Raw genomic sequence first — 26,905 nt, 5'->3', positions numbered from 1 at the left:
ATTCACAAGGCGTTGGCGAGGGCGACGAACTCCGCGACCGATAGCGTCTCGGCCCGGCGCGTCGGATCGATGCCGACGCGCTGAAGCAGCGCCTCGCCGCCGACGGGCTTGAGACTTTGCCGCAGCATCTTCCGCCGCTGTCCGAAGGCCGCGGCCGTGACGCGCTCGACATCGGCGAGGCGTGCCGGAAGCGGCGCCGCCTTGGGTACGAGCTGGACGATCGCGGACGTCACCTTGGGTGGCGGCGTGAAGGCCTCGCGCGAGACGTCGAACAGGATCTGGGCGTCTGTGCGCCAGCCGCAGAGGACGCCGAGACGACCGTAATGGTCGTCGTCCGGCCCGGCGACGATGCGCTCGGCCACTTCCTTCTGGAACATCAGCGTCAGGTCGGTCCAGCGCGGCGGCCAGTCCGGACCGGTGATCCAGTTCAGGAGAAGCTGCGTGCCGACATTGTAAGGAAGGTTCGCGACGATCTTGAACGGCCCGTCGCAGACCGAGGCGGGATCGACCGCGAGCGCATCGCCCTCGATGACCTCGAGGCGACCGGGGTAATGCGCGGCGATCGCCTCCAGCGCCGGCAGGCAGCGCGCGTCCTTCTCGATGGCGACGACCTTGCCGGCCCCGTGCGCAAGGAGGGCGCGTGTCAGACCGCCGGGGCCAGGCCCGACCTCGACGACCGTCGCGCCGTCGAGCGGCATCGCCTGCCGGGCGATGCGCCCGGTCAGGTTGAGGTCGAGAAGGAAGTTCTGGCCCAGCGCCTTGCGCGGATCGAGGCCATGGGCTTCCAGCACCTGCCGCAGCGGCGGCAGACCGTCGAACGCGGTCATCGAAACGCGCCCGATCCCGGACCGGTCATAGCGGGAATGCCGAGCACGTCAGCGACGGACGATGGTCGCCTTTTCCTTGAGCTTGTTCAGGAAGGCCTTGTCCGGCTCCTGCTTGCCCATCGCGGCCATGTCCTTTTCCTGGAACACCATGGCGGCGACCTGGTCGTCGGAGACCGTGCGCGTATCGCAGACGCCGATCAGCTCCACGCCGCGCTCGGTGGCCTGCGGCTTGGTCGCGCGGCCACGTGTCGTGGTCTTGATATCGTCCTTCCAGCGCGGCGGCAGCTCGGGTTCCGCGACGCGGCCGAGGTCGCGCACGGTCACGTCGCGCAGGCCGCGCGCGGTCTCGTAGGTCGCTTGGCAGCTCGTGAAGCGCTGGCGCAGGCTGTTGGCTTCCGACATGCGGCGGTCGAGCTGAGCGGCACGCTTGTCGTTGGGCACCACGAAGATGACCTGCTGCAGCGTGTATTCCGTCGTGCTCGGCTTGGCGCCGCCCTGCTGGAGCATGCGCTGCACGACGTCCTGCTCGGACAGACGCTCGGTCTGGCGCACGTTCGCCATCACGGCCTGGCCCCAGCCCATCTGGACGCGGATGTAGTCCTTGAAGCCCTTGGCCGAGAAGCCGGCCTGCGACAGGACCTGGGTGAGCTGGGCTTCGGTAAGCTTGTTGTCGCGGGCGAAACGGGCGAAAGCTTCGTCCACAGCGGCATCGGGAATGTTGATGCGACGGCGGGCGATCTCCTGCCGCTTGATCGCTTCCTCGATAAGCTCGTCCGTGGCAGCCTGCACGCCACCCGGCGCCCGGCGCAGCTTCAGGAAGGCGGCGCGCTGCTGGATCTGGTAGGACGTGATCGGCTGCTTGTTGACCACGGCCTTGATCTCGGACGCGGCCATGCCGGGCGTCGCGACCGACGCGGCGCCGACGAACGCGAGGGGCGAGGCCAGCAGCGAACAGACCGCCAGCCGGGTGGCGAAGGAACGTGCGATCATAGCCTCTCAAGTCTCCCGGTTCACGCTCGTCTCGCCTGCAAGATCGTGCTCGACGCTGCCTAGCGCCGAGCTTTGGCGAAACCATGGTGTTCTAGCCGCAATCAGCCGCCGCTTCCAACCCCGAAACCGAAATCGGCCTCCGCAAGCGTGCGCAGCGCAAGCTTGAACATCAACTTCGATTCCGAGGACTCCAGATTGTACCGGTCGTTGGTGTTCCGATACTCGGCGATGAGGCTGAAGCACTCGTCGGCATATCCGATGCCGAAGGAGCGGTCGATCATCGTGTCGTTCTCGATGTCGTAGGAGAGCGACCCGAAGGTGCGGATCTCGTCGGTGACCTTCAGCGATGCCGATGTCGTGATCTGGTGGCGGTCGTCGGGGAAGCTGTAGATCGGCTGCGCGCCGATCAGCGAATAGGTGATCGCCGTATCGAGGCGCCCGATCGAGACCCCGCCGATCAGGTCGGCGCGGTTGACGTCCAGCGTCTCCTGGTCGAAGCGCCCCTGCGCGCCGAAGTTGATGCCGTAGGGCGTCGAGAGCGCGACCGCCGAGACGTAGTCGGATCGGTCCGTCTCGAGCCCGGACTCGAAGCCCACCAGAGCGTAGTCGACCTGCGCGAACGGGTTCTGGCCCGCGAGATGGAAGGACTGGCCGATCAGGGCGTCCAGCGTGTAGCCGGCACCGAACACGCCGCTGTACTGAACGCCGACATTGGCGCGCGTGCCGCCCTCGATCCGGTCGTAGCCTGAGAACTTGTCCTGATCGAAGAGGTTCGCCGCGTTGAAGACGAGGCTCTGCGCGTCTTCGTTGGGCAGGCGGCCGGCTTCCATCTCGTCCGGACGCACCAGGAGCTGGGCGATCGGCGTGATGACGTGCTGCGTGTTGGCGGTCTCGATCAGATAGGGATAGCGGGCTTCGAGCCCGGCCGTCGCCATCGCGCGGCCGCCCGCCTCGTCCACGTCGACGCCGCCGAGGCCCAGCGCCGTGCCGTCGGCATAGCCGATGGCGCTCATGTCGGCGCGGTAGAGGTCGCCGCGAGCCGAGAGCGAGGGTGTGATCTGGAGACCGGCGTCGGTCGTGTAGGTCTGACGCCAGCGGGCATCGAACGAAGCGCGCGAATAATCGCCTTCCAGCGCGTTGCGCCTGAAATAATCGGTGCGGAAGGGGAAGCCGGTGCTCTGGTCGCAGATGCCGGACACCGTGAAGGCGCTCTGGCAGATCAGAAGCAGACCGGGGCTCGTCGCGTCGCGCGTCAGGTTGGTGACGTTGACGTTGTATTCGAGCTGGCCGCCGAGGACCGGATCCTCCTCGATCCGCTGATAGTCCAGCGTCGGCCAGATGTAGGGCTGGACGCGCTCGGTCAGCGTGTTCTCGGTCTGCACGTCGAACTTCTGGCCGCGCAGGTCGAAGAAGCTCTGGTCGCCGAGACCGGTGAGGTAGACCTCGGAGGTGCGGTACACCTCCGAGAAGTTCTCGATCTCGTAGATGTTGGAGAAGTTCGAGTCGCTCTGGGCGAGGATGTCCCAGCCGAAGGTCCAGCGCTCGTTGATGGCGAAGCGGCCGGTTGTGCCGACCATGCCGCGGGCCTCGTCCACCGGATCGGCGAAGCTCGTCACGTTGTCGGAGCGGAAGTCGCCGAACCGGTCGGGATCGGTCTGGGAGATGCCGGCCGTCTGGAGGGTGATGTAGCCGTTCTCGAACGCCTTGCGGTATTCGGCCTCGGCCAGGAACCCCTGCTTGGTGAAGTAGGTGCCGGCGATCGTCGCGTCCGACGATTCGTCGATCGCGAAGTAATAGGGGATGCGGACGCCGAAGCCCGTCTTGTCCGACGACTTGAACGACGGCGCGAGCAGGCCGCTCTGGCGCTGCACCGTCGGGTCGGGGGAGGCGAAGTAGGGCAGATAGGCCAGCGGCTTTCCGAACAGCTCGAAACGCGCACCGTAGTAGCGGATGACCTTGGCGTTCTGGTCCCAGACGATGCGCCGCGCCTTGACCTGCCAGAGCGGCGGGCGATCCGGGTTCTTTTCGCAGGCCTCGCAGGCGGTGTAGATGCCGCGCTCGAACGTGGTGACCGAACCGTCCTGACGCACGGCCTGGCCGGCGGCGAAGCGCGTGTTGTCGGGCGTCTCGATGCGAAGCGCCTGGACGAAGCCGTTTGCGAAGTCGTCCGTCACGTCGATCGAGTCGGCATAGATCCGGTTGCCGCTCGGCTCGATCAGCTCGACGTCGCCCGACGCCACAAGCCTCCGGCTAGCTTGGTCATAGACGATGTCCTGGGCCACGAGCTTGTACGGCCCGTAGTCGATCTGCACGCCGCCGGCGGCGCGCACGACCTGCCGGTCGCTGTCGTAGGTGACGGTGTCGGCTTCCATGAAGAGCTGCGTGCCTTCCGGCACCGAGACGGAGCCGCCGAGTTCGCCGAGCGAAGCCTGCGCCAGGGCAGGCGAGGCCGAGGCGAGGGCAGCCATGGCTACGCCTGCCAAGAGAACGCCTTTCGCCTTCGACCAACCCCCGGTCTCGGCGCGGCGCGGGTTCCCCCTCGCTGTCATTCTAACCATCCTCCTGATGGAGCAGGATCGTCGTCCCGAACAATCCTGCCGCCACGACCGGGAACCACGCCGCGATGACGGGCGGAACCACGGAATTGCTCCCCAGCGCCTGCGCGAGGAAAGTAACGACGTAAAGCACGAAGCCGGCCGCGACGCCACTGACGATCATGCGGCCGGATTGTCCGATGCGGGTGTAACGCACGGCCACGGTGGCGGCGACCAGAACCATCGCCACGAACAGCGCCGGCCGTGCGATCAGCGCATTGAAGCGCATGGCGAAGGCGTCCGCGTTGTAGCCAAGGCTGCGTGCGATCTCGATCTTGGGCGCAAGCTCCCAGATGGAGATCGCTTCCGGATCGGCCAGCCTCTGTTCGATATATTCCGGCAGGAGCGTCGTCGGGATGACGCGCTCGCCTTCGTTGACCGGCGGCGAGCCGATTCGTGTGACGTTGGCGTTCTCGATGTGCCACGCGCCGTCCCGCAGGAAGGCGACCGGCGCGTCGATCCGCTCGCGTACCACGCCCTCGTTGTCGAGCACGAAGGCGGTCACGCCGCCGAGCGTCGCGCCTCGATCCGCCACCACCTTGGCGCCGATGATCGATTCGACCCCGTTGCCGACCTGGCGGAGCCAGGGCGCACGGTCGGTCGAGGTCTGGATGGAGCCCGCATTGGCGGTCTGAAGCTGGGCCGATTTCGCCTGCGCGAAGGAGGCGAGGGGGTTGTAGACGGCGACCGAGACGACCCCGATCAGGAAGGCGCCCGCTGCGAACGGCGCGAGGATCTGCCAGACCGAGACGCCGGCGGCGCGGGCGACGACCAGTTCCATCTTCCGGTTCAGCGACACCAGCGTGAAGATGGCCGCGAACAGCACGATGAACGGGAAGGCCTGCTCGATGAAGGCCGGCACGCGCAGCGCCGAGATGGTGGCGATGGTCTCGAAGCCTACGTCGCCGGGCAGGCCACGGCGGCTCACCTCGATCATGTCCACGAGGTAGACGAGGGCGAAGACAGCGACCAGCGTCGACAGGAAGCTGACTAGGAAGCGCCGAAAGAAATAGAGGTTGAGCGTCCGCCGCATCATGCGCGCGTCGCCTTCTCTGGTGAAGTGCCCGGCACCAGCCGCTGGAGCCCTCTGAACAGGCGCAGGGTCGCGTCAGAGATCGCCCGCATCGTCCGCGTCTCGACGACGTTGACGTCCCGCCAGAGGAGCCAAAGATCGAAGGCGATGGCCGCGAGCGGCAGGCCATAGGCGAGCGCCGTGTAGCGCGAATCCTCGCTGACCAGCGACAGGGACACGAATCCGCCGGCCTTGAGTAGGAGCGCGCCGCCGAGGCCGAGCGCCATCGCCGGGCCTGGCCCTTGCCGATTGGTGCGCGGATGACCCGCCACGATCAGCGCCCAGAGCGCAAAGGCGATGGGGTAGAGCCAGTCCGTACGGCGCTGCGCCAGTTCCTCGACGAAACGGTTGGGGTGGAGCTGATAGACGCGGTCGTTCGGATCGGGGTTGAGGAGCTCGCGCGTCGAGCGCTCCGACATGCGCACCCAGTCCCGCGTCTCGACGGGCCGGAGATTGGCGAGGTCGAACGCATAGGTCTGGAACTCGATGATCGACACCGAGCCGTCGTTGTTGCGCTTGCGATGGAGCTGCCCGTCGTCCAGCACGAGATAGGACTGCCCCTGGCGCTCCACGATGGAGGCCTCCCGCGCGAAGTAGGTGAGGTCCAGCGTCGGGTCGCGCGTGTCCGCCAGGAAAAGGCCCCGGACGTTCGGACCGCGTGCCTCGTCGATGCTCATGACGAGCCCGTCCTGCACCTGCTCGAAGCGGCCGGGCTGAAGGAAGAGGCTGATCGCGTCGGCGTTGATGGAGCGGATGCCGTTCTGGAAGGCGCTGGAGGCCGCCGGTCCGGCGACGTTGGAATTGAAGAGGATCAGGCCCGACGCCACGGCCGCGAGGATCAGGATCGGCTTGGCGATCACCTTGCGCGATCCGCCGGAGGCCGCGATTACCGCGCGCTCCGAATCGGCATTCAGGGAGTTCAGCGTCTGGACGGCTCCGATCAGGAGCGCAAAGGGCAGAACGCCGGCCGCGAGGTCCGGCATCAGCATCAGGGCGATCCAGAAGATGTCGCCGGCGGCCGTTGCCGTGGTGCGCACGATGTCCAGCCGCTGTAGCACCTGCACGATCCAGACGATCAGAACGAGCGCCGTGAGCGACCCTGCCGTGAAGGCGAGGGCACGGCGAAAAATGTATCGTTCGATCAGCTTCATGCCTTGGTCGTCTCAGCAGTCCCGTTCAAGTCGCCGTGGTCCGGCGCGGTAACCGAACCGCGTGGTTCGACATATCTGGCCGCCGTAGACTGGGCCAGCTTGGCTAAAGAAGGGCGAACAAACATGGTTAACGTGTCCCGGGCCCGGCGACGACCCTTGCAATGCAACACCCGGTGACCAGAATGACGAGCGAGTACCCATCGGCCGGCGCTGTTCGCACCGACCATCGATAGCCTATCGGAGCCCGCATGTCCGTCCAGCCCACCATCGCCTTCGCCCCCCTCCAGATGCCGGAGACGGGCACGCTGGTCATCCTTGCCGGAACCGAGGGGGCACTGCCGTCCGGTCTGTCGGACCCCGTGTCCGAGACGGTGCAGAAGGCGATTGCGGTCGCCAAGTTCAAGGGCAAGGAACTGTCCACTGTCGAGAGCTTCGCGCCCGCCGGGTCGCCGCTGGAGCGCATCGTCGTGATCGGCACGGCGGGCGACAAGCCGTTCGGCGAAGAGGAATGGCTTCGGCTCGGCGGCGCGATCGCGGCCAATTCCAAGGGCGAGGGCGCCGTGACGGTCTGGGGCGACGGCGCGGCGACCCCCGCATCGCCGCAGGACCTTGCGACCATCGGTCTCGGCATCCTGCTCCGCTCCTACAAGTTCGACCGCTACAAGTCGAAGAAGACGGCGCCCGGCGAGGAGCCCGAACCCGAGACGGCGCGCTCCTTCACCATCGCGTCCGACAAGCCGGACGAGGCCCGCGCGGCCTTCGCGCAGTCGGAGGCGGTGGCCGGCGGCGTGATCCTGGCGCGCGACCTCGTCAACGAGCCGGCCAACGTCCTGACCACCACCGAATATGCCGCCCGGATCGAAGCCCTTTCCACCGATGGGCTGGAGATCGAGATCCTCGACGAAACGCGCATGGGCGAACTGAAGATGCGCGCGCTGCTCGGCGTGGCTCAAGGGTCGCCCATGCCGCCGCGCCTGTGCATCATGCGCTGGAACGGCGGAGCGGAGGGCGAGGCGCCCGTGGCCTTCGTCGGCAAGGGCGTGATCTTCGACACGGGCGGCGTGTCCATCAAGCCGGCCGCCGGCATGGACGAGATGAAGGGCGACATGGGCGGCTCGGCCGCCGTGGTCGGCCTGATGCGCGCGCTGGCCGGCCGCAAGGCGAAGGTCAACGCGATCGGCGTCGTCGGCCTCGTGGAGAACGCCGTGGACGGCAACGCCCAGCGTCCGGGCGACATCGTCACCGCCATGTCCGGCACGACGATCGAGGTGCTCAACACCGACGCCGAAGGACGCCTGGTCCTCGCGGACGCGCTCTGGTACACGCAGGACCGCTTCAAGCCGAAGTTCATGATCAACCTCGCGACCCTGACGGGCGCGATCATCGTGGCGCTCGGCAACCACCATGCCGGCCTGTTCTCCAACAACGACGAGCTGGCGAACCGTCTGCTCGCTGCGGGTCTGGAGACCGGCGAGAAGGTCTGGCGGATGCCGCTCGGCAAGGAGTACGACAAGCTCATCGAGGGCAAGTTCGCCGACATCAAGAACGTCGGCAACGGCCGTGCGGCGGGCGCCACCACGGCGGCGCAGTTCCTCCAGCGTTTCGTCAACGACGTGCCCTGGGCGCACCTCGACGTCGCCGGCACGGCCATGGGCTCGCCGGCCAACGAGTACAACCAGTCCTGGGCCTCCGGCTTCGGCGTGCGGCTCTTGAACAAGCTGGTCGAAGAGCACTACGAGGCGCGCTGAGCGCCCCGTGGCCGAGGTCCTCTTCTACCACCTGACCGAAAGCCGAATGGAGGATGCGCTCCCGGATCTCCTGGAGCGCTCCCTCGCGCGCGGCTGGCGCGTGGTCGTTCAGGCGTCGAGCCCCGAGCGGCGCGACGCGCTGGATCAGCATCTCTGGACCTACAAGGACGACAGCTTCCTTCCCCACGGCTCGGACGCCGAAGGGGGGGGCGCGCTCCAGCCCATCCTCCTCACCATCGAGCCGGAGCAGCGCGCCAACGACCCGCATGTCCGCTTCATGGTGGACGGCGCGGTGCCCGACGACCTCGGCCCGTATCAGCGCGGCGTCTATCTCTTCGACGGCCACGATCCCGACCAGCTCGCCACCGCCCGCGAGCGCTGGAAGGTCGAGAAGGCGGCCGGGCACACGGTCACCTACTGGCAGCAGACCGAAGACCGGCGCTGGGTGAAGAAGGCGTGACGGCTCAGCTGCTCGTCCCGTCCACGAAGTCGAGGACGGCGGAGGCGTAGCCGTCGGGATCCTCCAGCGGAGCGGAATGGCCGACAGCGGGCAGGATCAGGAGCTTCGCGCCGGGAATGGTGGAGGCGATGTACTCCGTGTGCTCACGGCTGATCGCCTCGTCATGCTCGCCGATGGCGATCTCCGTCGGCACCGGAATCGACCGCAGATCCTCGCTGGTGAAGTTCGGTTCGTTTGCCCAGAGCGCCTCGATCTCCTGCTGGACGTCGTCGTAATGACGCAGCTCCGGGCGACTTGAATCATCCGGCTTGTAGGCGAGGGAGCCGTCGGGCGTCGCGTTGGCGGCCTGAACGAAGAGGCGCGACAGGCGCTCGGGATGGCGGATCGCGATGTCGAGGCCGATGATGCCACCGTCGCTCCAACCGACCAGCGCGACCTTGCGGATGTGCAGCGCGTCGAGGAGGGCGAGATAGTCGTCCGCCATGCGGTCGTAGGTGATGACGTCCTTGGTCGAGGTCGAACGCCCCTGGCCCCGGCTGTCGGCGACGATCACGCTGTGATGCTCCGAAAGCCGGGCCAGCTGCGCGCGCCAGACTCGGCTGTCGGACAGGCCGCCATGGATCATCAGGATCGGAGGGCCTTCGCCGTAGACGCGAAAGAACAAATCTATGCCGTTGACCTCGGCAAAACCCGTCTGCATCGGGACCGGCTCGTCGAAGGCCCGGCTCCGGGGCTCGTCGGCCGGAAAGGTCGTCAGGACCAGAACGGCGAGCAGGCTGGAAAGAATGGGACGCCGCATGACGAATCGCCCTTCGGGCGGCTTCCGACCCAATCTCCTGCCGCCACGACGGAAAGCTAGCGCCGCCCGAGGGTCATCTCAAGGACTTGTGAACCATTTCCCCAACGTGTCAGTCCGCCATCGCGGCGTCGTGCTCTTCGGTGAACTCGAGCCACTCAGCCTCGCACTTCTCCAGCGTCTTTTCGGCCGCCGATTTCTGGCGTCCGAGATCCGCCGCCTTCGCCGGATCGCGGGTATAGAGCGCGGGGTCGGCGAGCTTCTCGTCGAGGTCCTTGATGGTCGCCTGAAGGCGCGACATCTGCACCTCCAGCGCCGTGATCTTCTTTTTCAGGGGCTTGAGCGCCTCGCGCTTCTCGGCCGCCTGTCGCCGCTGATCGACTTTCGAGACGGTGGCCGCGGGCGCCTCGTTCACGAGTTCGCCCTGGTTGCCGCCGCCGGCGCGCGCGCCCGAGAGGATCAGCTTCTTGTAGTCGTCGAGGTCGCCGTCGTAGCGCGACACGGTTCCGTCGCCGACGATCCAGAGCCGGTCCATGGTCGCCTCGACCATGTGCCGGTCGTGGCTGATCAGGATCACGGCGCCGGGGAAGTCGTTCAGCGCATGCACCAGGCTTTCGCGCGCCTCGATGTCGAGGTGGTTGGTCGGCTCGTCGAGGATCAGAAGGTTGGGCGCGTCGATCGTAGCGAGGCCCATCAGGAGACGCGCCTTCTCGCCACCGGAGAGGCTGTCGGCCACCGTGTCCATCTTCTGCGTCGGCAGGCCCATCTGCGCGACCCGCGCGCGGACCTTGGCTTCCGGCGCATCGGGCATGAAGCGGCGCACGTGCTGGACGGCCGTCTCGTTGGGGCGCAGGTCGTCGATCTGATGCTGCGCGAACATCGCGATCTTCAGGCCCGGCGCGCGCGTCACCGTCCCACGCTGGGCATGGAGGCGCTCGGCGATCAGCTTGGCGAAAGTGGACTTGCCGTTGCCGTTGGCGCCGAGCAGCGCGATCCGGTCGTCGGCGTCGATGCGGATGTCGAGCCCGCGCAGAATCGAGCGCTCCGGCGAGTAGCCGACCGAGACGCCTTCCATGCGGATGATCGGCGAGGCGAGGATCTTTTCGGGCTTCGGGAAGACGAAAGGCGTGACATGCTCTTCCACGATCGCCTGGAGCGGCTTCATCCGCTCCAGCGCCTTGAGGCGCGACTGTGCCTGCCGGGCCTTCGAGGCCTTGGCGCGGAAGCGCTCGACGAAGGCCTCCATATGCTTGCGCGCGGCGTCCTGCTTGGCGATCGCCTTGCCGAGCAGCTCGAGCTTTTCCGCGCGCTGGCGCTCGAAGCTGTCGTAGTCGCCGCGATAGAAGACGAGCTTCTTCTGGTCGAGATGGATGATCGCGTTGACGGCGTTGTTGAGGACGTCGCGATCGTGGCTGATGATCAGCACGGTGTAGGGGTAGCGGGAGACGAAGTTCTCCAGCCAGAGCGTGCCTTCGAGATCAAGATAGTTGGTCGGCTCATCCAGCAGCAGGAGGTCGGGCCGCGAGAACAGGACCGCCGCCAGCGCGACGCGCATGCGCCAGCCGCCGGAAAAGGACGAGACGGGCCGCGCCTGCGCGGCGGCGTCGAAGCCGAGGCCGTCGAGGATCGCGGCGGCGCGAGCCTCGGCCGAATGGCTCTCGATGTCGGCGAGCCGCAGGTGGATCTCGGAGATGCGCTGCGGATCGGAGGCCGTCTCGGCCTCCTGGAGCAGCGCCACGCGTTCGAGGTCGGCGGCCAGCACGACATCCAGCAGCGACTGTTCCGTACCCGGCGCCTCCTGCGCCACCTGTCCGATGCGCGTGTTGCGAGGAATGGAGACGCCGCCGCTTTCCGACGCGAGATCGCCCGTGATCACGCGAAACAGCGTCGACTTGCCCGCACCGTTCCGCCCGACGAGCCCCGCCTTCGTCCCGGCCGGGATCGACAGGTTGGCGTGATCGATGAGGAGGCGGCCCGCGACGCGCGCGGACAGGTCGGTGATCTGGAGCATGGCGGGCTTTTGCCATGTTTGCGGCGTCGGCGAAAGACGGAGCGGACGGCCGTCAGCCGCGGCCGGTCTCGCGCAGAAAGGCGACGAGATCCATGCTCGGTCCCCCATGCCCGAAACCGGTGATCACGGCATGAGCCTGCCCGCGATGATGGGCCTGGTGGTTGAAGACGTGGAGCAGTGTCGGTCCGATCCGACCTTCGATGACGCCCGGTCGGGTGATCGGCGAATAGCGGAAGGTGGCCGCAAGGTCGGCCTCGGTCAGACCCATGACGTAGTCCTCCAGCCGCTCGTCTTCGGCGCGGCGCGCCCTGGAAAGCGGTTCCAGATCTTCGAAGAGGATGGCATCGAGCCGATCCGGTGCGTCGCCCGAGCCCGTAAGCCGGCGCAACCAGATCCGGTCCGCGCACAGAAGGTGGTTCAGCGTGCCGCTCAACGAACGGAAGAACACGCCGCGATCCGCATGGAATTGCTCGGACGTCAGGGCCTCGGCGGCCCCATAGAGCCTGCCGTTGGCCCATCGGTTGTAGGCGGCGAGAGCGAGGAACTGTTCGTGATACAAAGCGGAAGGCTCCAGCCGGGAGAATCACCGATGACCATACGCCTCTACGACCTCGTCGGCAGCGATCCTTCGCGGCCGTTCTCGCCGCATTGTTGGAAGGCGCGCATGGCGCTCGCCCACAAGGGGCTCGATTTCGAGACCGTGCCCGTGCGCTTCGTCGAGGTGGCCGACATCGAGGGTGGCGGCGGACGCACGGTGCCGGTGATCCGCGACGGCGACCGCGTGGTGCAGGACAGCTTCGCCATCGCCGAGTATCTAGACGACGCCTATCCCGACCGGCCCGCGCTCTTCGAGGGATCGAGCGGACGTGCGCTCGCGCGCTTCGTGGAAAGCTGGTCGCAGCGCACGCTGCATCCGGCCATCGTCAAGGCGACGATCATGGAGATCCACGCCTTCCAGGACGAGGAGAACCAAGCCTTCTTCCGGGCCAGCCGCGAGCGGACCTTTGGCAAGCCGATCGAGGCGGTGCAGGACGGGCGGAGCGAGGAGAAGCGCGCGACGGTGTCGAAATCGCTCGAGCCTTTAAGAGCCACCTTGCGCCGGCAGCCGTTCCTGGCGGGCGAAGGGCCTATGTTCGCCGACTACATCGTGTTCGGCGCCTTTCAGTGGCTACGCTGTATCTCGACCTTCGGCTTCTTCGAGGCCGAGGATCCGATCCGCGACTGGTTCGAGCGCTGCCTCGACCTGCATGGCGGGATCGGGCGCAGTCTGCCCGCCGTCGCGTGACATGCCGGGCCGCCTTGCCGCAGCGCAGGGCGGCAGCTATAGAGCGCGCCATCTTCAGCCCTTTCGATAAGGACTACGGCCGATGGCGATCGAACGCACCTTCTCCATGATCAAGCCCGACGCGACCCGTCGCAACCTCACGGGCGCGATCACCAAGATGCTGGAAGAGGGTGGCCTGCGCGTCGTCGCTTCCAAGCGCGTCTGGATGAGCCGCCGCGAGGCCGAAGGCTTCTACGCCGTCCATAAGGAGCGCCCCTTCTTCGGCGAGCTGGTCGAGTCCATGTCGGCCGGTCCGACGATCGTCCAGGTTCTGGAAGGCGAGAACGCCATCTCGCGCAATCGCGAGCTGATGGGTGCCACCAACCCGACGCAGGCCGCCGAAGGCACGATCCGCAAGGTGCACGCGCTCTCGATCGGCGAGAACTCGGTCCACGGCTCCGATGCCGCCGAGACCGCCAAGGAAGAGATCGCCTACTGGTTCTCCGAGACCGAGATCGTCGGCTGACACCACCCGACTAACTCTTCGAAAGGCGGTGGACCGTAAGGTCCGCCGCCTTTTTGTTGCGCGCGCGCATCATGCCGGTTGCCGGGGCAGGAGCGATGTTTCCGCCATCTTCGCAAAGGGTTGTCTGCCTATGTGTCGTCGGGATGAATAGCAGTCGGGACGCGAGCAACGCGGTGGACGATTCGAACGGATAGGGCGCGGGTCGAGACAGGGGGATCGAAATGGCGGTGATCGCCATCGGGAGTGTGCGCAGCGGCGGCAGTTCCACGCTCGCGCTGACGCTGGCGGGAACCCTGGCCGATGCCGGCTGCTCCGTTCTCCTGGTGGATGCGGCCCGCAACCCCGATCTCGTTCGCTGGTCGCACCGCCCCGGCCGGCCCGACCTGATATCCGTTGCCCGATGCACCGACGGCGACCATCTGCGGGAGCTCGTCCACAACGCCCGGCGGCACGGGCGCACCGTGGTCATCGATGCCGGCTTCAAGCGGGACCGTCTGCGTGCCGCCTTCGAGATGTCGCACATGGCGTTGGTTCCCGTGCGCTTTTCGCCGCTTTCGGTCTCGGCCGCGATCGAAACCGACCGACTGATCGACCAGATCGAAAGGCGCAAACCGGGAGGCCGCGCGTTCGTCGCGACCGCCGTGACGCAGATCCCGAGCCGGATCGCACGTGCGGTCGAAGGTCAGCTTCGCGAGCGCCGCACGGTTCGCCTGCCAGCCGGGCTGTCGCTTCGGGCCGCCTTCGAGGCGCCGTTCCTTGTCGGCGGCACCGTGCATACGCTCGGCGATGACGAGGCGCCCGGCCTTGCCAGGGCGCGGGTCGAGGCGGAGAACCTGCTGTTCGAACTCGATCTCTACGGCCTTCGTCGGCCGGCGCGCTCAATGGAGGTGCGCCGGTTGGCGGACGAGATGCCACTTCTCAAGCCGACCGTCCCCGCCCGCGCGGAACGGTATGCCTTCGCTTGAACGCTAGAGCCGGTGCCAGCGGTCGGCGGCGAGGTCGTCCGTGTCCTTCGCCTCCACCCAGCCGCCGGTCGTGCCGTCGGCGAGGTGCTCGCGCTTCCAGAAGGGAGCCTTCGACTTCATGAAGTCCATGACGAAGCTCGCCGCCTCGAAGGCGGCCTGCCGATGGACCGAGGCGCAGGCGACGAAGACGATCTCCTCGCCCGGCCCGATCATGCCGTAGCGGTGGATGCAGCGCAGGCCGAGCACCGGCCAGCGACGGGTCGCCTCTTCGGCGATCATCCGGATCGCGCGCTCGGCCATGCCGGGATAGTGCTCGATCTCCAGCGCCCGGAGCCGGCCGCCTTCGTCCCGGCAGTAGCCTGCGAAGGTCACCACGGCGCCCGCATCGCCGCCCGGCGCCGCGCGACGCGTTTCCTCCGCGAGATCGATCCGACCCTTCTGGACGGCGACGGATACGGCGTCCATCTCAGCCGCCCGTCATCGGTGGGAAGAGCGCGATCTCCGTGCAGTTCCCGATCGGCTGCGAATGGGGCACGTGCTCCTGGTCGATGGCGACGCGGATCATCTCCGGCGCCTGGAGCGCCGCCGCGTAGTTGTCGCCGCGACCTTTCAGCCAGTGAAGCAGGTCGTCCACCGTGACGATGCCGGCAGGCAGGGCGACCTCTTCCTCCCCCATGCCGATCCGCTCGCGGACCCAGGCGAAATAGACGATCTTCATGATCCAAGCCTCCCGAATCCCGGACGGCTCCGTCCGGTGTCAGACGTCGATATGGCGCAGGCCGGCGCGGAAGTAATCGTAGCCGGTGTAAAGCGTGATGATCGCGGCGATCCAGAGAAGCAGGATGCCCGCCTGCGTCACGAACGGCACGAGCTGGTCGCCCGCCGGCCCCGCCAGGAGGAAGGAGATGGCGACCATCTGCGTCGCCGTCTTCCACTTCGCGAGCCGGGTGACGGGCACTGAGACCTTCAGCTCCGCAAGATACTCGCGGAGCCCCGAGACGAGGATCTCGCGGCAGAGGATCACGATCGCGGCCCAGATCGTCCAGCCGGCGATGGTGCCGTCGGCGGCTAGGACCAGCAGCGCGGCGGCGACAAGCAGCTTGTCGGCGATCGGGTCCAGCATGCGCCCGATGGTTGAGGTCTGCTGCCAGGCGCGGGCGAGATAGCCGTCCAGCCAGTCCGTCACGCTCGCCGCCACGAAGAGCCCGAGGGCCGTCCAGCGTGCGGTGTCGGAGCCATGGAGGCGGCCTTCCACGAAGAAGCAGAGAACCACGAGGGGAACGGCGGCGATCCGGGCGTAGGTCAGGATGTTGGGGAGGCTGTACGCCTGGGATGCCATGAGATCGGTCCGGTTGGAGGGACGAGTCGGCCGAGGGATACGCGCGTCTTGTTACGGCTGTTCAAACGCGGCGGGCTCCGCCCGTCAACATCGGCGGGCGAAATAGACCCTCACGGACCTACTGACGCTCGTGGAAATGGTCGTAGATCGACCGCGCCATCGCCGCCGAAATGCCCTCCACCTTGAGAAGGTCGTCGAAGGCCGCGCGCGAGACCGCCTTGGCCGTCCCGAAATGGTGGAGCAGCGCCCGCTTGCGCGAGGGGCCGATCCCGCCGATCTCGTCCAGCGGATTCTTGGTCAGTTCCTTCTTCCGCTTCGCGCGGTGAGTGCCGATGGCGAAGCGGTGCGCCTCGTCGCGCAGGCGCTGCAGGAAGTAGAGGACCGGGTCGCGCGGCGGCAGCGAGAAGGGCTCGCGCCCTTCCACGATGAACCGCTCGCGCCCGGCGTCGCGGTCGACACCCTTGGCGACGCCGATCGTCGTCACCTTGTCGGCGATGCCGAGCTCGCCGAGGATGGTGCGCACCGCCGAAATCTGCCCCTTGCCGCCGTCGATCAGCACGAGGTCGGGCCAGGCCGGCATCTCCGCCGCCTCGACCGGCTCGTCGGCATCCGCGTCGATGGGCGCGGCCGGTTGCGGGCCGGCATCGCCGTGCTCCTTGATGAGCCGGGAGAAGCGCCGCGTCATCACCTCGCGCATCATGCCGAAGTCGTCGCCCGGGGTGATGTCGGTGCCGCGGATGTTGAACTTGCGGTACTGGCTCTTGGCGAAGCCCTGCGGCCCGGCGACGATCATCGCACCGACTGCGTTGGTGCCCATGATATGCGAGTTGTCGAAGACCTCGATGCGCCGCGGCACCTGATCCAGCCCAAACGTCTCCTTCAGCCCCGCAAGAAGGCGCGCCTGCGACGAGGTCTCGGCAAGCCGCCGTCCCAGCGCCTCGCGGGCGTTGCTGGTGGCGTGGTCGACGAGGTCCTTCTTCTCGCCGCGTTTCGGGACCGCGATCTCGACCCGGCGCTCTGCCTTGGCCGACAGCGCGTCGGACAGGAGCTCCCGGTCCTCGACATCGACGGGGAGCAGGATGAGCGCGGCGGGTGGCTTGTCGTCGTAGAACTGCGCCAGGAAGGCGCCCAGCACCTCGCCGGGCTCCAGCGAGGGGTCGGCCTTCGGGAAGTAGGCGCGGTTGCCCCAGTTCTGGCCGGTGCGGAAGAAGAAGACCTGGATACAGGTCAGCCCGCCCTCCTGATGGATGGCGAAGACGTCGGCTTCCTCCACGCCATGCGGGTTGATGCCCTGGTGCGACTGGATATGCGACAGCGCCGACAGGCGGTCGCGGTAGACCGCCGCGCGCTCGAAATCGAGGTCGTCTGAGGCCTCCTGCATGGCGCGGGCGATGGACTGCTTCACCTGGCCCGACTTGCCGGACAGGAACGCCTTCGCCTCGCCGACCAGCCCGGCATAACCCTCCAGCGAGATCTCGCCGGTGCACGGGCCGGCGCAGCGCTTGATCTGATAGAGGAGGCAGGGGCGGGTGCGCGTCTCGAACACGCTGTCTGTGCAGGTGCGAAGCAGGAACGCGCGCTGAAGCGAGGCCACCGTGCGCCCCACCGCGCCGCCGGAGGCGAAGGGGCCGAAATAGCTGCCCTTCCGCGAGCGCGCGCCGCGGTGCTTGAAGATGGCCGGCGCCTTGTGGTCGTCCGAGACGAGGATGTAGGGAAACGACTTGTCGTCCCGCATCAGGACGTTGAAACGCGGACGCAGACGCTTGATGAGGTTCGCCTCGAGGAGAAGCGCCTCCGTCTCCGTCCGCGTGGTGACGAACTCCATGTGCCGCGTCGCCCGGATCATCCGCATGATCCGGTTGTTGTGGCCGGCCAGGCGCGTGTAGCTCGCCACCCGCTTCTTCAGCGACTTCGCCTTGCCGACGTAGAGAACCTCGTTCGCCTCGTCGAACATCCGGTAGACACCGGGGCTGTTGGGCAGCCGCTTCTGGAACTCGGAGATCAGCTCGGCGCCGATGAGCGTCTGATCGACCTCGCGGCCGCCGTCGTGCCATTCGATCGCGGCGACCAGCGAGGCGGCCGTGCTCGTTTCCGCACCCGCGTCCATCTCGGGTTCGGCGAAGTCGTCCTCTCCGTCGAAGTCGTCGTCGATCTCGGGTGCCAGTTCTTCTGCCATGTCGTCTTCGCCGGGAAAGCGGGGTTGGATGCCTCGGCCCCGCGGAAGGGACCGATAGCGCCTGCGCCGAAACGGAGCCGCCCGGCGGGCCGCGTCCTGCGCCGCGCTTCCCCTTATATGATTCACCATGTCCGCGCTTTGCAGGGGCAATCCGGCGCGACGAAGGCGGAAAAGCCGTTAGCGCGGCCAGAGAAAAAAGCGAGTGTCACCGCCGTGCAATTGGCGAAGGGGGCCTCGGCCGCTTACATGAGGCATCGGATTTCGGAGCGCTTGTCTCAAGAGCGTAGCCGGCACCGGAACGCCGAGGCTCTGTCGGCGTTGCGTCAGTCGATCGTAGTCGGAAGGCATGAGCGTCGCCTTCTTCGGAGTTGGACCATGAAGGTGTTCCGCACCTTGGCCTTGAGTGCAATCGTGATGCTGCCGACGGCGCAGGCTTTCGCCGCCGACGCCGTGGTGGCGGAGCCGACGCCCGCCTATGCGCCGGAAGCCTCGGTCTATACCTGGTCCGGTCCCTATGCCGGCGGCTTCGTCGGATACAATTTCGCCAATGTCGACCAGTCCGGCGGCGCCAAGTTCGACGGCGACGGCGTGGTGGGCGGCGTCTATACCGGCTACACGCTGCAGAACGGCGCGCTCGTCTACGGCGCAGAGGCCGATTTGGGCGCGTTCGACCTCTCCGCCGGCGGCTTCAACGTCGCCACCGGCGTGCCGATTTCGGCAGACTCGACGGCCTTCGGCTCCCTGCGCGCGCTGGTCGGCGTGGCTTGGGATCCGATCATGCTGTTCGCCACGGGCGGCGTCGCCGTCGCCAACAAGGAGCTGTCGCTCGGCAACGTGTCGGACGACAAGACCCATGTCGGCTACACGCTCGGCGCGGGCGTCGAGGCGAAGGTCACCGACAGCGTGACCTCGCGCGTCGAGTATCGCTATTCCGACTTCGAGTCCAAGGACTACGACCTCGGCAACGTCACCGTCTCCTCCGGCTTCGACGAGCACTCGATCCGGGCCGGCCTCGCTCTGAAGTTCTGAGGGTCTCGGCTCTGCAGAGTGGGCAATGGGTTTCGCGTCAAAGGCGATCGGCCATTTCAAGCCGTCATCCTCGGGCTCGACCCGAGGATCTTACCACGTCGAGGCGTTGAGCCGTCGCAGATACTCGGGTCAAGCCTGAGGATGACGGCGAGAGGGTAAGAAGATGCTTCTTGCCGATGCGCGATGGTTGCGAACTCGCGTCCGTCAGCCGCCTCATCGCCGTCTATGCGTCTCAAGCCACAGGCTTTAGCGCCGCCAGTTGCGGATGCGCCGCGAAGAAGCGGTCGAGCCAGTCGGCCAGCGCCGGGTGGCGGCCGTTCAGTTCCTGGGGGAAGCGGAGCTGCACCCAGGCGAGGTCCGACGCCACGGCCAGATGGGCGAGGTTCGGCGTCTCGGGAAGGGTCGCGACTTCCTGCTCCAGCGCGTCCAGCGCCCGGTGGGCGCGGCGCCACTGCTTGTCCATCCAGGGCTCGTACCACATCGGCTCGGGCCGATAGCGCTTCTCGTAGAGCGCGGCCATCGCTGCCTCGGTCATGCCGTCGGCCAGCGCCTCGACGCGCTTGGTTGCGGCCCAAGCTTCCGGTGCCTGCGGAATGATCGGGTTGCCGGCTCGGCGGTCGAGATACTCGCAGATCACGCGGCTATCGTAGAGCGTCGTGCCGTCGTCGAGGATCAGGGCCGGGATCTTGCCGATCGGGTTCGACTGCGTGAGCTCGGCGCCCTCGTCGGCCGTGTTGGTCGGAACGAGGTCGAGCGCCAGGTCGCATAGATGCGCGGCCATGCGCACCTTGGAGGAGTAGGGCGAGGGCTTGGAATAGAGGAGGCGCATGGCAGGACGATCCGTCAGAACCGGCGCAGCGATTCGCAGTTGGCGCCGTAGACCTTCCAGGGGTCCAACCCGAGCACGCAGCCCTCGGCGCGCCAACCGAGCCCGGCATAGCCCATCGGATATTCGATAACGTAGTAGAAGGTGCGCTCCTCGCCGCTGGAGATCAGCGCCGTGCCTTGGCAGTAGCGGCGCTCGATCTCCTTGTGGCCGCCCATGGGTTGGTAGGCTTTCTCGAACAGGCCGCTGAACTCCACGACCGCCAGAGCGGCGGGAATGGTGTTGGGCGCGCCGTACTCGAACTGATCCTCCACCTGCGCCAGCACGCGCGCGTCGTCGCAGGCCGGAACCTTGGCCGTCGTGACGATCACCGCCGGAGCCGGCACGGCCTGGTAATAGTCGGCCGCGAAAGCGGGCGCGGCGACCGAGGCGGCGACCAGAGCGGAGACTGCGGCGAGGCGGGAGCGCATGGATCGGATCCTTCGTGCACGGGCGGCTTCGGGCGCGTAGCGCCATTCGTTAAGGGTTATATTGCACCCGGATCATTCGGCGACCAGCGCAATGATGCCACAATCGGCGCGATCCGCCACGCCGAGCACCGGGCGTAGCGCGCGCAAGATGGCATCCGCTTCCGCTGCGAAGGTGAAGGGCGGGTTCACCACGGCGAAGCCCGTTCCGACGAGCCGCTCCTCCGCGGAAAAGGGATCCCGGAAGAAGTCGGCCGCGATCACGTTGCGCATGCCGCTTGAGCGCAGGGCCGCGTGAAAAGCCTCGTATTGCGCGCGCCGCTTGATCGGATACCACACGGCGTAGGTGCCGCCGGGCCAACGCTGCCAAGCCTGCGTCACACGCTCGACGATGCGCTCGAACTCGCCCACTTCCTCGAAGGGCGGGTCGACCAGGACGAGGCCTCGTTTCTCCTTCGGCGGCAGATGCGCGCCGAGCGCCAGCCAGCCGTCGAGCTCGATCGTCTTCACCTGGACGTCGCCGGCGAACACCTCGCCCAGCGCCGCCGCGTCGACGGGATGCAACTCGTAGGCCGACAGCCGGTCCTGGCGCCGCAGGAGGTGGCGCCCGATCCATGGGCTGCCGGGATAGGCGTCGGCCCCGAGCGACGCCTCGGCGGCCTCGACGCTTTCGCGATAGGGCGCGAGGAGCGGCTCGTCCCAGGCCGGAGAGGCGCGGAGCGCCGAGATGCCCGCCTCGTGCTCGCCCGTGCGTCGGGCCTCGTCCGCCTTGAGGTCGTATCGGCCGCGTCCGGCATGCGTGTCCATCACGCGGAACGGCTTGTCCTTGCGCTTGAGATATTCGATCAGGCGGCAGAGGAGGGCGTGCTTCACCACGTCGGCGAAGTTTCCGGCGTGGAAGGCGTGCCGATAGTTCAAAGGTTATCGCTCCGTGAACGCTGCATTTGCGAAAGGGGGGATGCTGCAACGCGAACCCGCACCCCATATGCGGCGTTGGTAGCGCGAAACGCGCCCAGCCGCGAATTGAAATCGGGACCCTTTCCATGGCCGAAAAGAAGTTCTTCCAGCCGTTCGATCTTGGGCCGCTGCGCCTTGCCAATCGCGCCGTCATGGCGCCGTTGACGCGCAGCCGCGCCACCAGCGACGGCGTGCCCAAGGAGATGCACGTCGAGTACTACCGCCAGCGGGCGGGTGCTGGCCTGATCATTTCGGAAGCCACCAACATCTCGCCCGAAGGGCGGGGCTATGCCTGGACGCCCGGCATCTTTTCCGACGAGCAGGTCACGGCCTGGAAGAAGGTGACCGACGCCGTGCATGCCGAGGGCGGGAAGATCGTCCTGCAGCTCTGGCATGTTGGCCGCATTTCGCATCCCGACCTGCAGCCGGGTAACCAGCCACCGGTGGCGCCTTCGGCCGTCAAGCCGAGCGGCAAGGCCTTCACGGAGGAGGGTTTCAAGGAGCACGAGACGCCCCGCGCGCTGGACGAGAGCGAGTTGCCGCGTGTGATCCAGGACTACGTCAAGGCGACGCGCAACGCCCGTGCGGCCGGCTTCGACGGTGTCGAGGTCCATTCGGCCAACGGCTACCTGCTCGACCAGTTCCTGCGCGACGGCACCAACACGCGCACCGATCGCTACGGCGGCTCGGTCGAGAACCGGATGCGCTTCCCGCTCGAGGTTCTGGATGCGGTGATCGCCGCCTGGGACAAAGAGCATGTCGGCGTGCGCATTTCGCCCGTCACTGTGATGGGCGGGTCCAGCGAGAGTGACCAGCAGGGCCTGTTTAACGCCTATGTCGAGGAGCTGAACAAGCGCAAGCCGCTGTACCTCCATGTGATCGAAGGCCAGACGGGCGGCGATCGCAACAAGGACGGCTTCGACTACGCAGCCCTTCGTCAGCGCTTCGACGGCGTCTACATGGGCAACAACAACTACGACCCGCAGTTCGCTATCGAGCAGATCGAAAAGGGCGAGATCGATCTCGCCTGCTTCGGCAAGCTGTTCATCTCCAACCCCGACCTCGTCGCCCGCGTCGAGGTGGGCGCGCCGCTCAACGAATGGGACAACGCCACGTTCTATGGCGGCGACGAGCGCGGCTATACCGACTACCCCTCGCTGACCCCCGAAGAGCGGGCTCGCTACGCGCAGGCGGCCTGACGCCTACAAGACAGAGGCCGGGCGTCGTCGCCCGGCCTTCTGCTTCGATCGGCGATGTCGATCGCTTGCATTGCTAAAAAGAATGGGCGAGGGCACGCGGCCTCCAGTAAGGTCTCGCGCATGAACCAGCACGTCCCGGCCCGCAAGGGTTACACCGCCTGTCCGCACGATTGCCCGTCCACCTGCGCGCTGGAGGTCGAGATCCTCGACGAGCGCACGATCGGCCGCGTGCGAGGCGCCGAGGACAACAGTTACACGGCGGGCGTCATCTGCGCCAAGGTCGCCCGCTATGCCGAGCGGGTCCACCATCCCGGCCGCCTCCTGAAGCCGCTGCAGCGCGCGGGGGGCAAGGGCGACGGCGGCTGGCGCGAGATCGGCTGGGACGACGCGCTCGACCTCGTGGCGGAACAGTTCCTCCGGGCGGAGGCGCGCCACGGCTCGGAAGCCGTCTGGCCCTATTATTATGCCGGCACGATGGGCCTCGTGCAGCGCGACGGGATCAACCGCCTGCGCCACGCCAAGCGCTATTCCGGCGAGTTCGACACGATCTGCACCAATACCGCCTGGACCGGCTTCGTCGCCGGGACGGGACGGCTCGCGGGCGTCGATCCGCGCGAGATGGCGAAGTCCGACTGCGTCGTGATCTGGGGCACCAATGCGGTGGCGACGCAGGTCAACGTCATGACCCACGCCGTGCGCGCCCGGAAGGAGCGCGGTGCGCCGATCGTTGTGATCGACATCTACGACAACCCGACGATGAAACAGGCCGACTCCGCGCTCAAGCTGCGTCCCGGCACGGACGGCGCTCTCGCCTGTGCGCTGATGCACATCGGATTTCGCGACGGCACGGCGGACCGCGCCTATCTCGACCGCTACGGCGACGACCCGGCCGGGTTGGAGGCACATCTCTCCACCCGCACGCCGCAATGGGCCAGCGCGATTACCGGTCTCTCGGTGGAGGAAATCGAGGGGTTCGCCGCGCTGATCGGGCGCACGCCCCGGACCTTCTTCCGCCTCGGCTACGGCTTCTCGCGCCAGCGCAACGGCGCTGTGGCCATGCACGCCGCGCTTTCCGTCCCCACGGTCTTCGGTCATTGGCAGCACGAAGGTGGGGGCGCCTTTCACAACAACGGCGCGCTGTGGCGCTTCGACAAGGTGCTGATCGAAGGACTCGGCGACCTCGATCCTTCCATCCGCCATCTCGACCAGTCGCGGATCGGCGCGGTGCTGACGGGCGACCGGCAGGCTCTCGCGGGCGGGCCGCCGGTGACGGCAATGCTGGTGCAGAACACCAACCCCGCCAACGTCGCGCCCGAGCAGCGGGACGTTGTGCGCGGACTGCTGCGCGAGGACCTGTTCGTCGCGGTGCACGAGCAGTTCATGACCGATACGGCGAAGCTCGCCGACCTCGTCCTGCCGGCCGCCATGTCGGTGGAGTACGACGATATCTATCGGGGCGGCGGGCAGAGCCACATCCTGTTCGGCCCCAAGCTGATCGATCATCCCGAGACGGTCCGCACCAACCACTTCGTGGTTGAGGAACTGGCCAAGCGGCTCGGCGTCGCGGATAGGCCGGGCTTCGGCATGAGCGAGCGCGCCCTGATCGACGATCTCCTGCGCCGCAGCGGCTACCAGGGGCTGGAGGCGCTGGAGCGCGACCGCTGGCTTGACGTGCAGCCGGGCTTCGCCGAAGCGCACTACATCGATGGCTTCGCGACGCGCGATCGCCGGTTCCGCTTCCGCGTGGACTGGGCCGATCTCGCGGCGCCGAACCGCCCGCCGGCCTCCATGGGGCTGCTCGGGCCGGTCGAAGCGCTGCCATCCTTTCCCGACCATGCCGCCCTGATCGAGGAGCCCGACGCCGAGCACCCGTTCCGGCTCGCGACGCCGCCGGCGCGGCAGTTCCTCAATTCGTCCTTTGCCGAGACCGAAGGCTCCCGAAAGCGGGAGGGACGTCCCGAACTGCGCATGCATCCGGACGACGCCGAGCGCCTGGGCCTTCTGAATGGTCAGCGGGTCGAGGTTGGCAACGGGCGCGGCGAGTTGGTCCTGCCGGTGAAGCTGGACGCCGGCGCCAAGCCGGGCGTCTTGATCCACGAAGGCCTCTGGCCCAACGACGCGTTCGAGCGCGGCGAGGGGATCAACGTCCTGACCGGTGCCGATCCGGCCGCGCCCTTCGGCGGAGCGGCCTTTCACGACAACCGGGTCTGGGTGCGCGCAGCCTAACCGCCTTGCTCAAGGCGTAGTCGTCGGGGCAGGGGCCGGCACGAGTTCGACCCCGTTGACCTTGACCGAGCCGTCGCTCGGCCGCTCGATCGTCCAGGCCGTGCGCCCGTCCACCTCCGGCCGACCGAAGCCCTTGGCGAGCCCCAGCACGCCCGCCGTCTGCAGGGCTTCCGGCGTGCCGGCAGCCTGCAGCTTCGCCAGCACGCCGTCGATACCCGTGGCCGAAATGTTGGCGACGAGGCCGTAGGCGTCGCCGCTCCACTCCGCCGCGAGGTCGACGGTCATCTCGTAGCCCGGCCCGGTGATCCGGCTCGGCTCGACGAGGAGGCGCGGCGGGTGCTCCAGGAAGCTGGCCAGGAGCGCCTCGCCGGTTTCCTGAGGCAGGAGAGTTTCGCGCTTCGGATCGATATGGTCGGCTACGAGCCGCATCGGCGTTTCGAGATCGACGCCCGTCGCGGCAAAATTGAAGACGGCGGATCGGGGCATCAGGTCGCGCGCGGCGGGCGGCAGCAGTTCTGAATTCAGGGTGAGCCCCTCGATCGCGAGGGTCATCCGATGGTCTCCGGAGCGCACGAGACCGTCGGAGCTCATCGTCTGTTCGAACCGGGCCAGAGTGGCGCTGCCCACCGACGACTCGACCTTCAGATCCTTCATCGCGTATCCGGCGGAAAAGTCGGTCCAGACCGGGCCGAGCGCCCGAAGCGACGTCCGCAACTCGTCGCGGAAGGTATCGCCACCATCGGCGGACGATTCGAACCGCTCGACCGCAAGCGCCCAGAGGTCCTGGATCGCCGCGGCGCGCATCCCGGCCATGGACGCCTTGATTTCCGTGGCGCCCATCGTCGTCGTCGTCGGGCCGAAATCGAACGGGGCAGTCGCCGCCTCGCCGGTCTCGGGCTGATCCGCCGGCTCGGCCGGCGCGAGCTTCATCACCACGACCTCGCGGCTCGACGCGATCGTCTGGACCATGGTGGCGTTGACGAGGCCGGGGCCGCTGTCCGAGGCCTGCCAATCGTATTCGTTCGTTCCGATCGTGGACTGCGTGACGGAGCGCGGGTCTTCCTGACGCATGTCCATCGAGCCGACGCGGCCGGACGAGGTGAGGAAGGTGCCCGTGCTGTCGGCGACCACCCCGCCGTAGCCGCCGTCGTTCAGACGCATGTCGAGGTCGATCGCCTCGCCGTCCGGTCCCGCGGGGGTCACGAAGCGCAGGCGTTCGAAGTATTTGCCCGCGACGTCCCAGTTCCCGTCCGCACGCCGGGACATCTGGAAATCGAACGGGCTGACCTCCAGGGTCACCCCGGAATCGGTGAGGTGCGACATCAGCGGCGACAGGTCCATCGCCACACGGTAGCCCTCGGCATTGGGCGTGATGATCACGTAGCGATCGGCGAAGGCCGCCTTGCCGATGTAGCGCTCCATCCGCTTCTGCAGGGCCAAGGCTTCCTGGCTCGTGCCGGGTTGGGCCAAGGCGGCCGACGCCGTCGACACCAGAAGCGCGAGGGCCGTGGAATGCAGGGTGGACGGGCGCATGTCTGCTCCTTAGCCGGCTCCGTCGGCAACGCGTCCGACGCACCGGCCGACGATAGCGATCCGGGACTGCGAGTCAAAAGACGAAGGGCCGATGACCTTTCGTCAGCCTTCGCGCGCGTCGGGCGCGACGAGGATGGTCCCTGCCTCCTTCGCGGGGCGTTCGCCGCTTGCAGGCGCCGCATCGTGCACGGTCCGGCTGCCCTCCTGCCGTACGGTCCCGTCGAGCACGAGGCGCAGCGCGTGCGGATAGAGCCGGTGCTCTGCGCGCAGGAGACGACCCGCCAGGGCGTCCGGCGTGTCGCCACGCTCCACGGCGATGGCGGCCTGCGCGATGATCGGGCCTTCGTCCATGTCGTCGGTCACGAAATGCACGGTGCAGCCGTGGATCCGCATGCCCGCTTCCAGGACGCGCTCGTGCGTGTGCAGGCCAGGAAAGAGCGGCAGGAGCGAGGGGTGGATGTTGATCATCCGCCCGGCGTAGTGACCGACGAAGAGGGGGGTCAGCAGCCGCATGTAGCCGGCGAGGCAGACGACGTCCGGCCGGAAGGCGTCCAACGTCTCGATCAGGGCTTGCTCATGGGTCGCGCGGTCCTGGTAGTCGCGCTGGTCCACGGCCTTAGCCGGGATGCCGTAGCGTGCGGCCGTGGCCAGCCCTCCGGCGTTCGGCTTGTTGGAGAGCACGGCCACGATCTCGCCGGGATAGGACGGATCCATCGCCGCGCCGATGAGCGCGCTCATGTTGGAGCCGC

25 protein-coding genes are annotated in these 26,905 nt (G+C 67.4%); 8 read left to right on the top strand and 17 right to left on the bottom strand.

Annotation, left to right across the window (positions count from 1 at the left end; genetic code table 11):
• Positions 1-2: 2 nt before the first annotated feature.
• From rsmA to O5O54_RS18230, 5 genes are all read right to left on the bottom strand, one after another.
• Complete coding sequence (gene rsmA / locus O5O54_RS18250) at positions 3-827, bottom strand: 16S rRNA (adenine(1518)-N(6)/adenine(1519)-N(6))-dimethyltransferase RsmA (protein ID WP_279483271.1); 825 nt, start codon at positions 825-827, stop codon at positions 3-5.
• A gap of 48 nt (positions 828-875) precedes the next feature.
• On the bottom strand, positions 876-1,817 hold the full coding sequence (locus O5O54_RS18245) for a peptidylprolyl isomerase (RefSeq protein ID WP_279483270.1): 942 nt from the start codon (positions 1,815-1,817) through the stop codon (positions 876-878).
• A gap of 101 nt (positions 1,818-1,918) precedes the next feature.
• Positions 1,919-4,285, bottom strand: a complete 2,367-nt coding sequence (locus O5O54_RS18240; RefSeq protein WP_279483269.1) for an LPS-assembly protein LptD — start codon at positions 4,283-4,285, stop codon at positions 1,919-1,921.
• A gap of 82 nt (positions 4,286-4,367) precedes the next feature.
• Positions 4,368-5,447: an LPS export ABC transporter permease LptG gene (gene lptG / locus O5O54_RS18235; RefSeq protein WP_279483268.1), complete on the bottom strand. Its 1,080-nt coding sequence runs from the start codon at positions 5,445-5,447 to the stop codon at positions 4,368-4,370.
• A complete protein-coding gene (locus tag O5O54_RS18230) occupies positions 5,444-6,634 on the bottom strand; it encodes an LptF/LptG family permease (RefSeq protein ID WP_279483267.1) in 1,191 nt (396 codons plus the stop codon). The genes lptG and O5O54_RS18230 overlap by 4 nt, the downstream gene beginning before the upstream one ends.
• A gap of 248 nt (positions 6,635-6,882) precedes the next feature.
• Here O5O54_RS18230 and O5O54_RS18225 point away from each other — a divergent pair, with 248 nt between their 5' ends.
• Both O5O54_RS18225 and O5O54_RS18220 read left to right on the top strand, forming a co-directional pair.
• On the top strand, positions 6,883-8,382 hold the full coding sequence (locus O5O54_RS18225) for a leucyl aminopeptidase (protein WP_279483266.1): 1,500 nt from the start codon (positions 6,883-6,885) through the stop codon (positions 8,380-8,382).
• A gap of 7 nt (positions 8,383-8,389) precedes the next feature.
• On the top strand, positions 8,390-8,842 hold the full coding sequence (locus O5O54_RS18220) for a DNA polymerase III subunit chi (RefSeq protein WP_279483265.1): 453 nt from the start codon (positions 8,390-8,392) through the stop codon (positions 8,840-8,842).
• 4 nt (positions 8,843-8,846) lie between these two features.
• On the opposite strand, the gene O5O54_RS18215 is transcribed toward O5O54_RS18220, so the two are convergent.
• The 3 genes from O5O54_RS18215 to O5O54_RS18205 form a co-directional block, all read right to left on the bottom strand.
• The gene (locus O5O54_RS18215; protein ID WP_407061729.1) at positions 8,847-9,641 is read right to left on the bottom strand and encodes an alpha/beta fold hydrolase; all 795 of its coding nucleotides are present in this window, start codon (positions 9,639-9,641) and stop codon (positions 8,847-8,849) included.
• A gap of 109 nt (positions 9,642-9,750) precedes the next feature.
• Entirely contained in the window at positions 9,751-11,649 is a 1,899-nt protein-coding gene (locus tag O5O54_RS18210; RefSeq protein ID WP_279483264.1) for an ABC-F family ATP-binding cassette domain-containing protein, read from the bottom strand.
• Positions 11,650-11,701: 52 nt separating this feature from the next.
• The gene (locus tag O5O54_RS18205) at positions 11,702-12,208 is read right to left on the bottom strand and encodes a DinB family protein (RefSeq protein ID WP_279483263.1); all 507 of its coding nucleotides are present in this window, start codon (positions 12,206-12,208) and stop codon (positions 11,702-11,704) included.
• 30 nt (positions 12,209-12,238) lie between these two features.
• On the opposite strand from O5O54_RS18205, the gene O5O54_RS18200 reads away from it, so the two are divergent.
• The 3 genes from O5O54_RS18200 (at position 12,239) to O5O54_RS18190 (ending at position 14,404) form a co-directional block, all read left to right on the top strand.
• Positions 12,239-12,934 (top strand): glutathione S-transferase family protein, encoded by a 696-nt coding sequence (locus O5O54_RS18200; protein WP_279483262.1) that lies wholly within the window; start codon positions 12,239-12,241, stop codon positions 12,932-12,934.
• Between the two features lie 82 nt (positions 12,935-13,016).
• Positions 13,017-13,439 carry a nucleoside-diphosphate kinase gene (gene ndk, locus O5O54_RS18195; protein WP_279483261.1) on the top strand — a complete coding sequence of 141 codons (423 nt, stop codon included), beginning with the start codon at positions 13,017-13,019 and terminating at the stop codon, positions 13,437-13,439.
• A 221-nt stretch (positions 13,440-13,660) separates the two neighbouring features.
• Positions 13,661-14,404: a ParA family protein gene (locus O5O54_RS18190; protein WP_279483260.1), complete on the top strand. Its 744-nt coding sequence runs from the start codon at positions 13,661-13,663 to the stop codon at positions 14,402-14,404.
• Between the two features lie 3 nt (positions 14,405-14,407).
• Here O5O54_RS18190 and O5O54_RS18185 read toward each other — a convergent pair whose 3' ends face one another.
• The 4 genes from O5O54_RS18185 to uvrC form a co-directional block, all read right to left on the bottom strand.
• Positions 14,408-14,869 carry a molybdenum cofactor biosynthesis protein MoaE gene (locus O5O54_RS18185; RefSeq protein WP_279483259.1) on the bottom strand — a complete coding sequence of 154 codons (462 nt, stop codon included), beginning with the start codon at positions 14,867-14,869 and terminating at the stop codon, positions 14,408-14,410.
• A gap of 1 nt (position 14,870) precedes the next feature.
• A complete protein-coding gene (gene moaD / locus O5O54_RS18180) occupies positions 14,871-15,122 on the bottom strand; it encodes a molybdopterin converting factor subunit 1 (protein ID WP_279483258.1) in 252 nt (83 codons plus the stop codon).
• Between the two features lie 39 nt (positions 15,123-15,161).
• Positions 15,162-15,743, bottom strand: coding sequence for a CDP-diacylglycerol--glycerol-3-phosphate 3-phosphatidyltransferase (gene pgsA, locus O5O54_RS18175; protein ID WP_279483257.1), 582 nt, complete (start codon positions 15,741-15,743; stop codon positions 15,162-15,164).
• 118 nt (positions 15,744-15,861) lie between these two features.
• The gene (gene uvrC, locus O5O54_RS18170; protein WP_279483256.1) at positions 15,862-17,919 is read right to left on the bottom strand and encodes an excinuclease ABC subunit UvrC; all 2,058 of its coding nucleotides are present in this window, start codon (positions 17,917-17,919) and stop codon (positions 15,862-15,864) included.
• Between the two features lie 375 nt (positions 17,920-18,294).
• On the opposite strand from uvrC, the gene O5O54_RS18165 reads away from it, so the two are divergent.
• A complete protein-coding gene (locus O5O54_RS18165; protein WP_279483255.1) occupies positions 18,295-18,948 on the top strand; it encodes a porin family protein in 654 nt (217 codons plus the stop codon).
• 232 nt (positions 18,949-19,180) lie between these two features.
• Here the strand turns inward: O5O54_RS18165 and O5O54_RS18160 are convergent, their stop codons facing one another.
• The 3 genes from O5O54_RS18160 to O5O54_RS18150 all read right to left on the bottom strand — a co-directional run bounded on the left by O5O54_RS18160 (position 19,181) and on the right by O5O54_RS18150 (position 21,159).
• The gene (locus O5O54_RS18160; protein ID WP_279483254.1) at positions 19,181-19,777 is read right to left on the bottom strand and encodes a glutathione S-transferase; all 597 of its coding nucleotides are present in this window, start codon (positions 19,775-19,777) and stop codon (positions 19,181-19,183) included.
• 14 nt (positions 19,778-19,791) lie between these two features.
• Positions 19,792-20,244 carry a hypothetical protein gene (locus O5O54_RS18155; protein WP_279483253.1) on the bottom strand — a complete coding sequence of 151 codons (453 nt, stop codon included), beginning with the start codon at positions 20,242-20,244 and terminating at the stop codon, positions 19,792-19,794.
• 72 nt (positions 20,245-20,316) lie between these two features.
• The gene (locus O5O54_RS18150; protein ID WP_279483252.1) at positions 20,317-21,159 is read right to left on the bottom strand and encodes a 23S rRNA (adenine(2030)-N(6))-methyltransferase RlmJ; all 843 of its coding nucleotides are present in this window, start codon (positions 21,157-21,159) and stop codon (positions 20,317-20,319) included.
• Positions 21,160-21,284: 125 nt separating this feature from the next.
• On the opposite strand from O5O54_RS18150, the gene O5O54_RS18145 reads away from it, so the two are divergent.
• Together O5O54_RS18145 and O5O54_RS18140 are read left to right on the top strand one after the other, a co-directional pair.
• Positions 21,285-22,397, top strand: a complete 1,113-nt coding sequence (locus O5O54_RS18145; protein ID WP_279483251.1) for an alkene reductase — start codon at positions 21,285-21,287, stop codon at positions 22,395-22,397.
• A 120-nt stretch (positions 22,398-22,517) separates the two neighbouring features.
• Entirely contained in the window at positions 22,518-24,623 is a 2,106-nt protein-coding gene (locus O5O54_RS18140; protein ID WP_279483250.1) for a molybdopterin oxidoreductase family protein, read from the top strand.
• A 9-nt stretch (positions 24,624-24,632) separates the two neighbouring features.
• Here O5O54_RS18140 and O5O54_RS18135 read toward each other — a convergent pair whose 3' ends face one another.
• Together O5O54_RS18135 and purN are read right to left on the bottom strand one after the other, a co-directional pair.
• Positions 24,633-26,156 (bottom strand): hypothetical protein, encoded by a 1,524-nt coding sequence (locus O5O54_RS18135; RefSeq protein ID WP_279483249.1) that lies wholly within the window; start codon positions 26,154-26,156, stop codon positions 24,633-24,635.
• Positions 26,157-26,258: 102 nt separating this feature from the next.
• Entirely contained in the window at positions 26,259-26,894 is a 636-nt protein-coding gene (purN, locus tag O5O54_RS18130) for a phosphoribosylglycinamide formyltransferase (RefSeq protein WP_407061730.1), read from the bottom strand.
• Between the last annotated feature and the right edge of the window lie 11 nt (positions 26,895-26,905).

The organism is Aureimonas sp. SK2, assembly GCF_029813115.1.
Taxonomy (GTDB): domain Bacteria; phylum Pseudomonadota; class Alphaproteobacteria; order Rhizobiales; family Rhizobiaceae; genus Aureimonas.
This window is presented reverse-complemented; position numbering and strand designations above follow the sequence as displayed.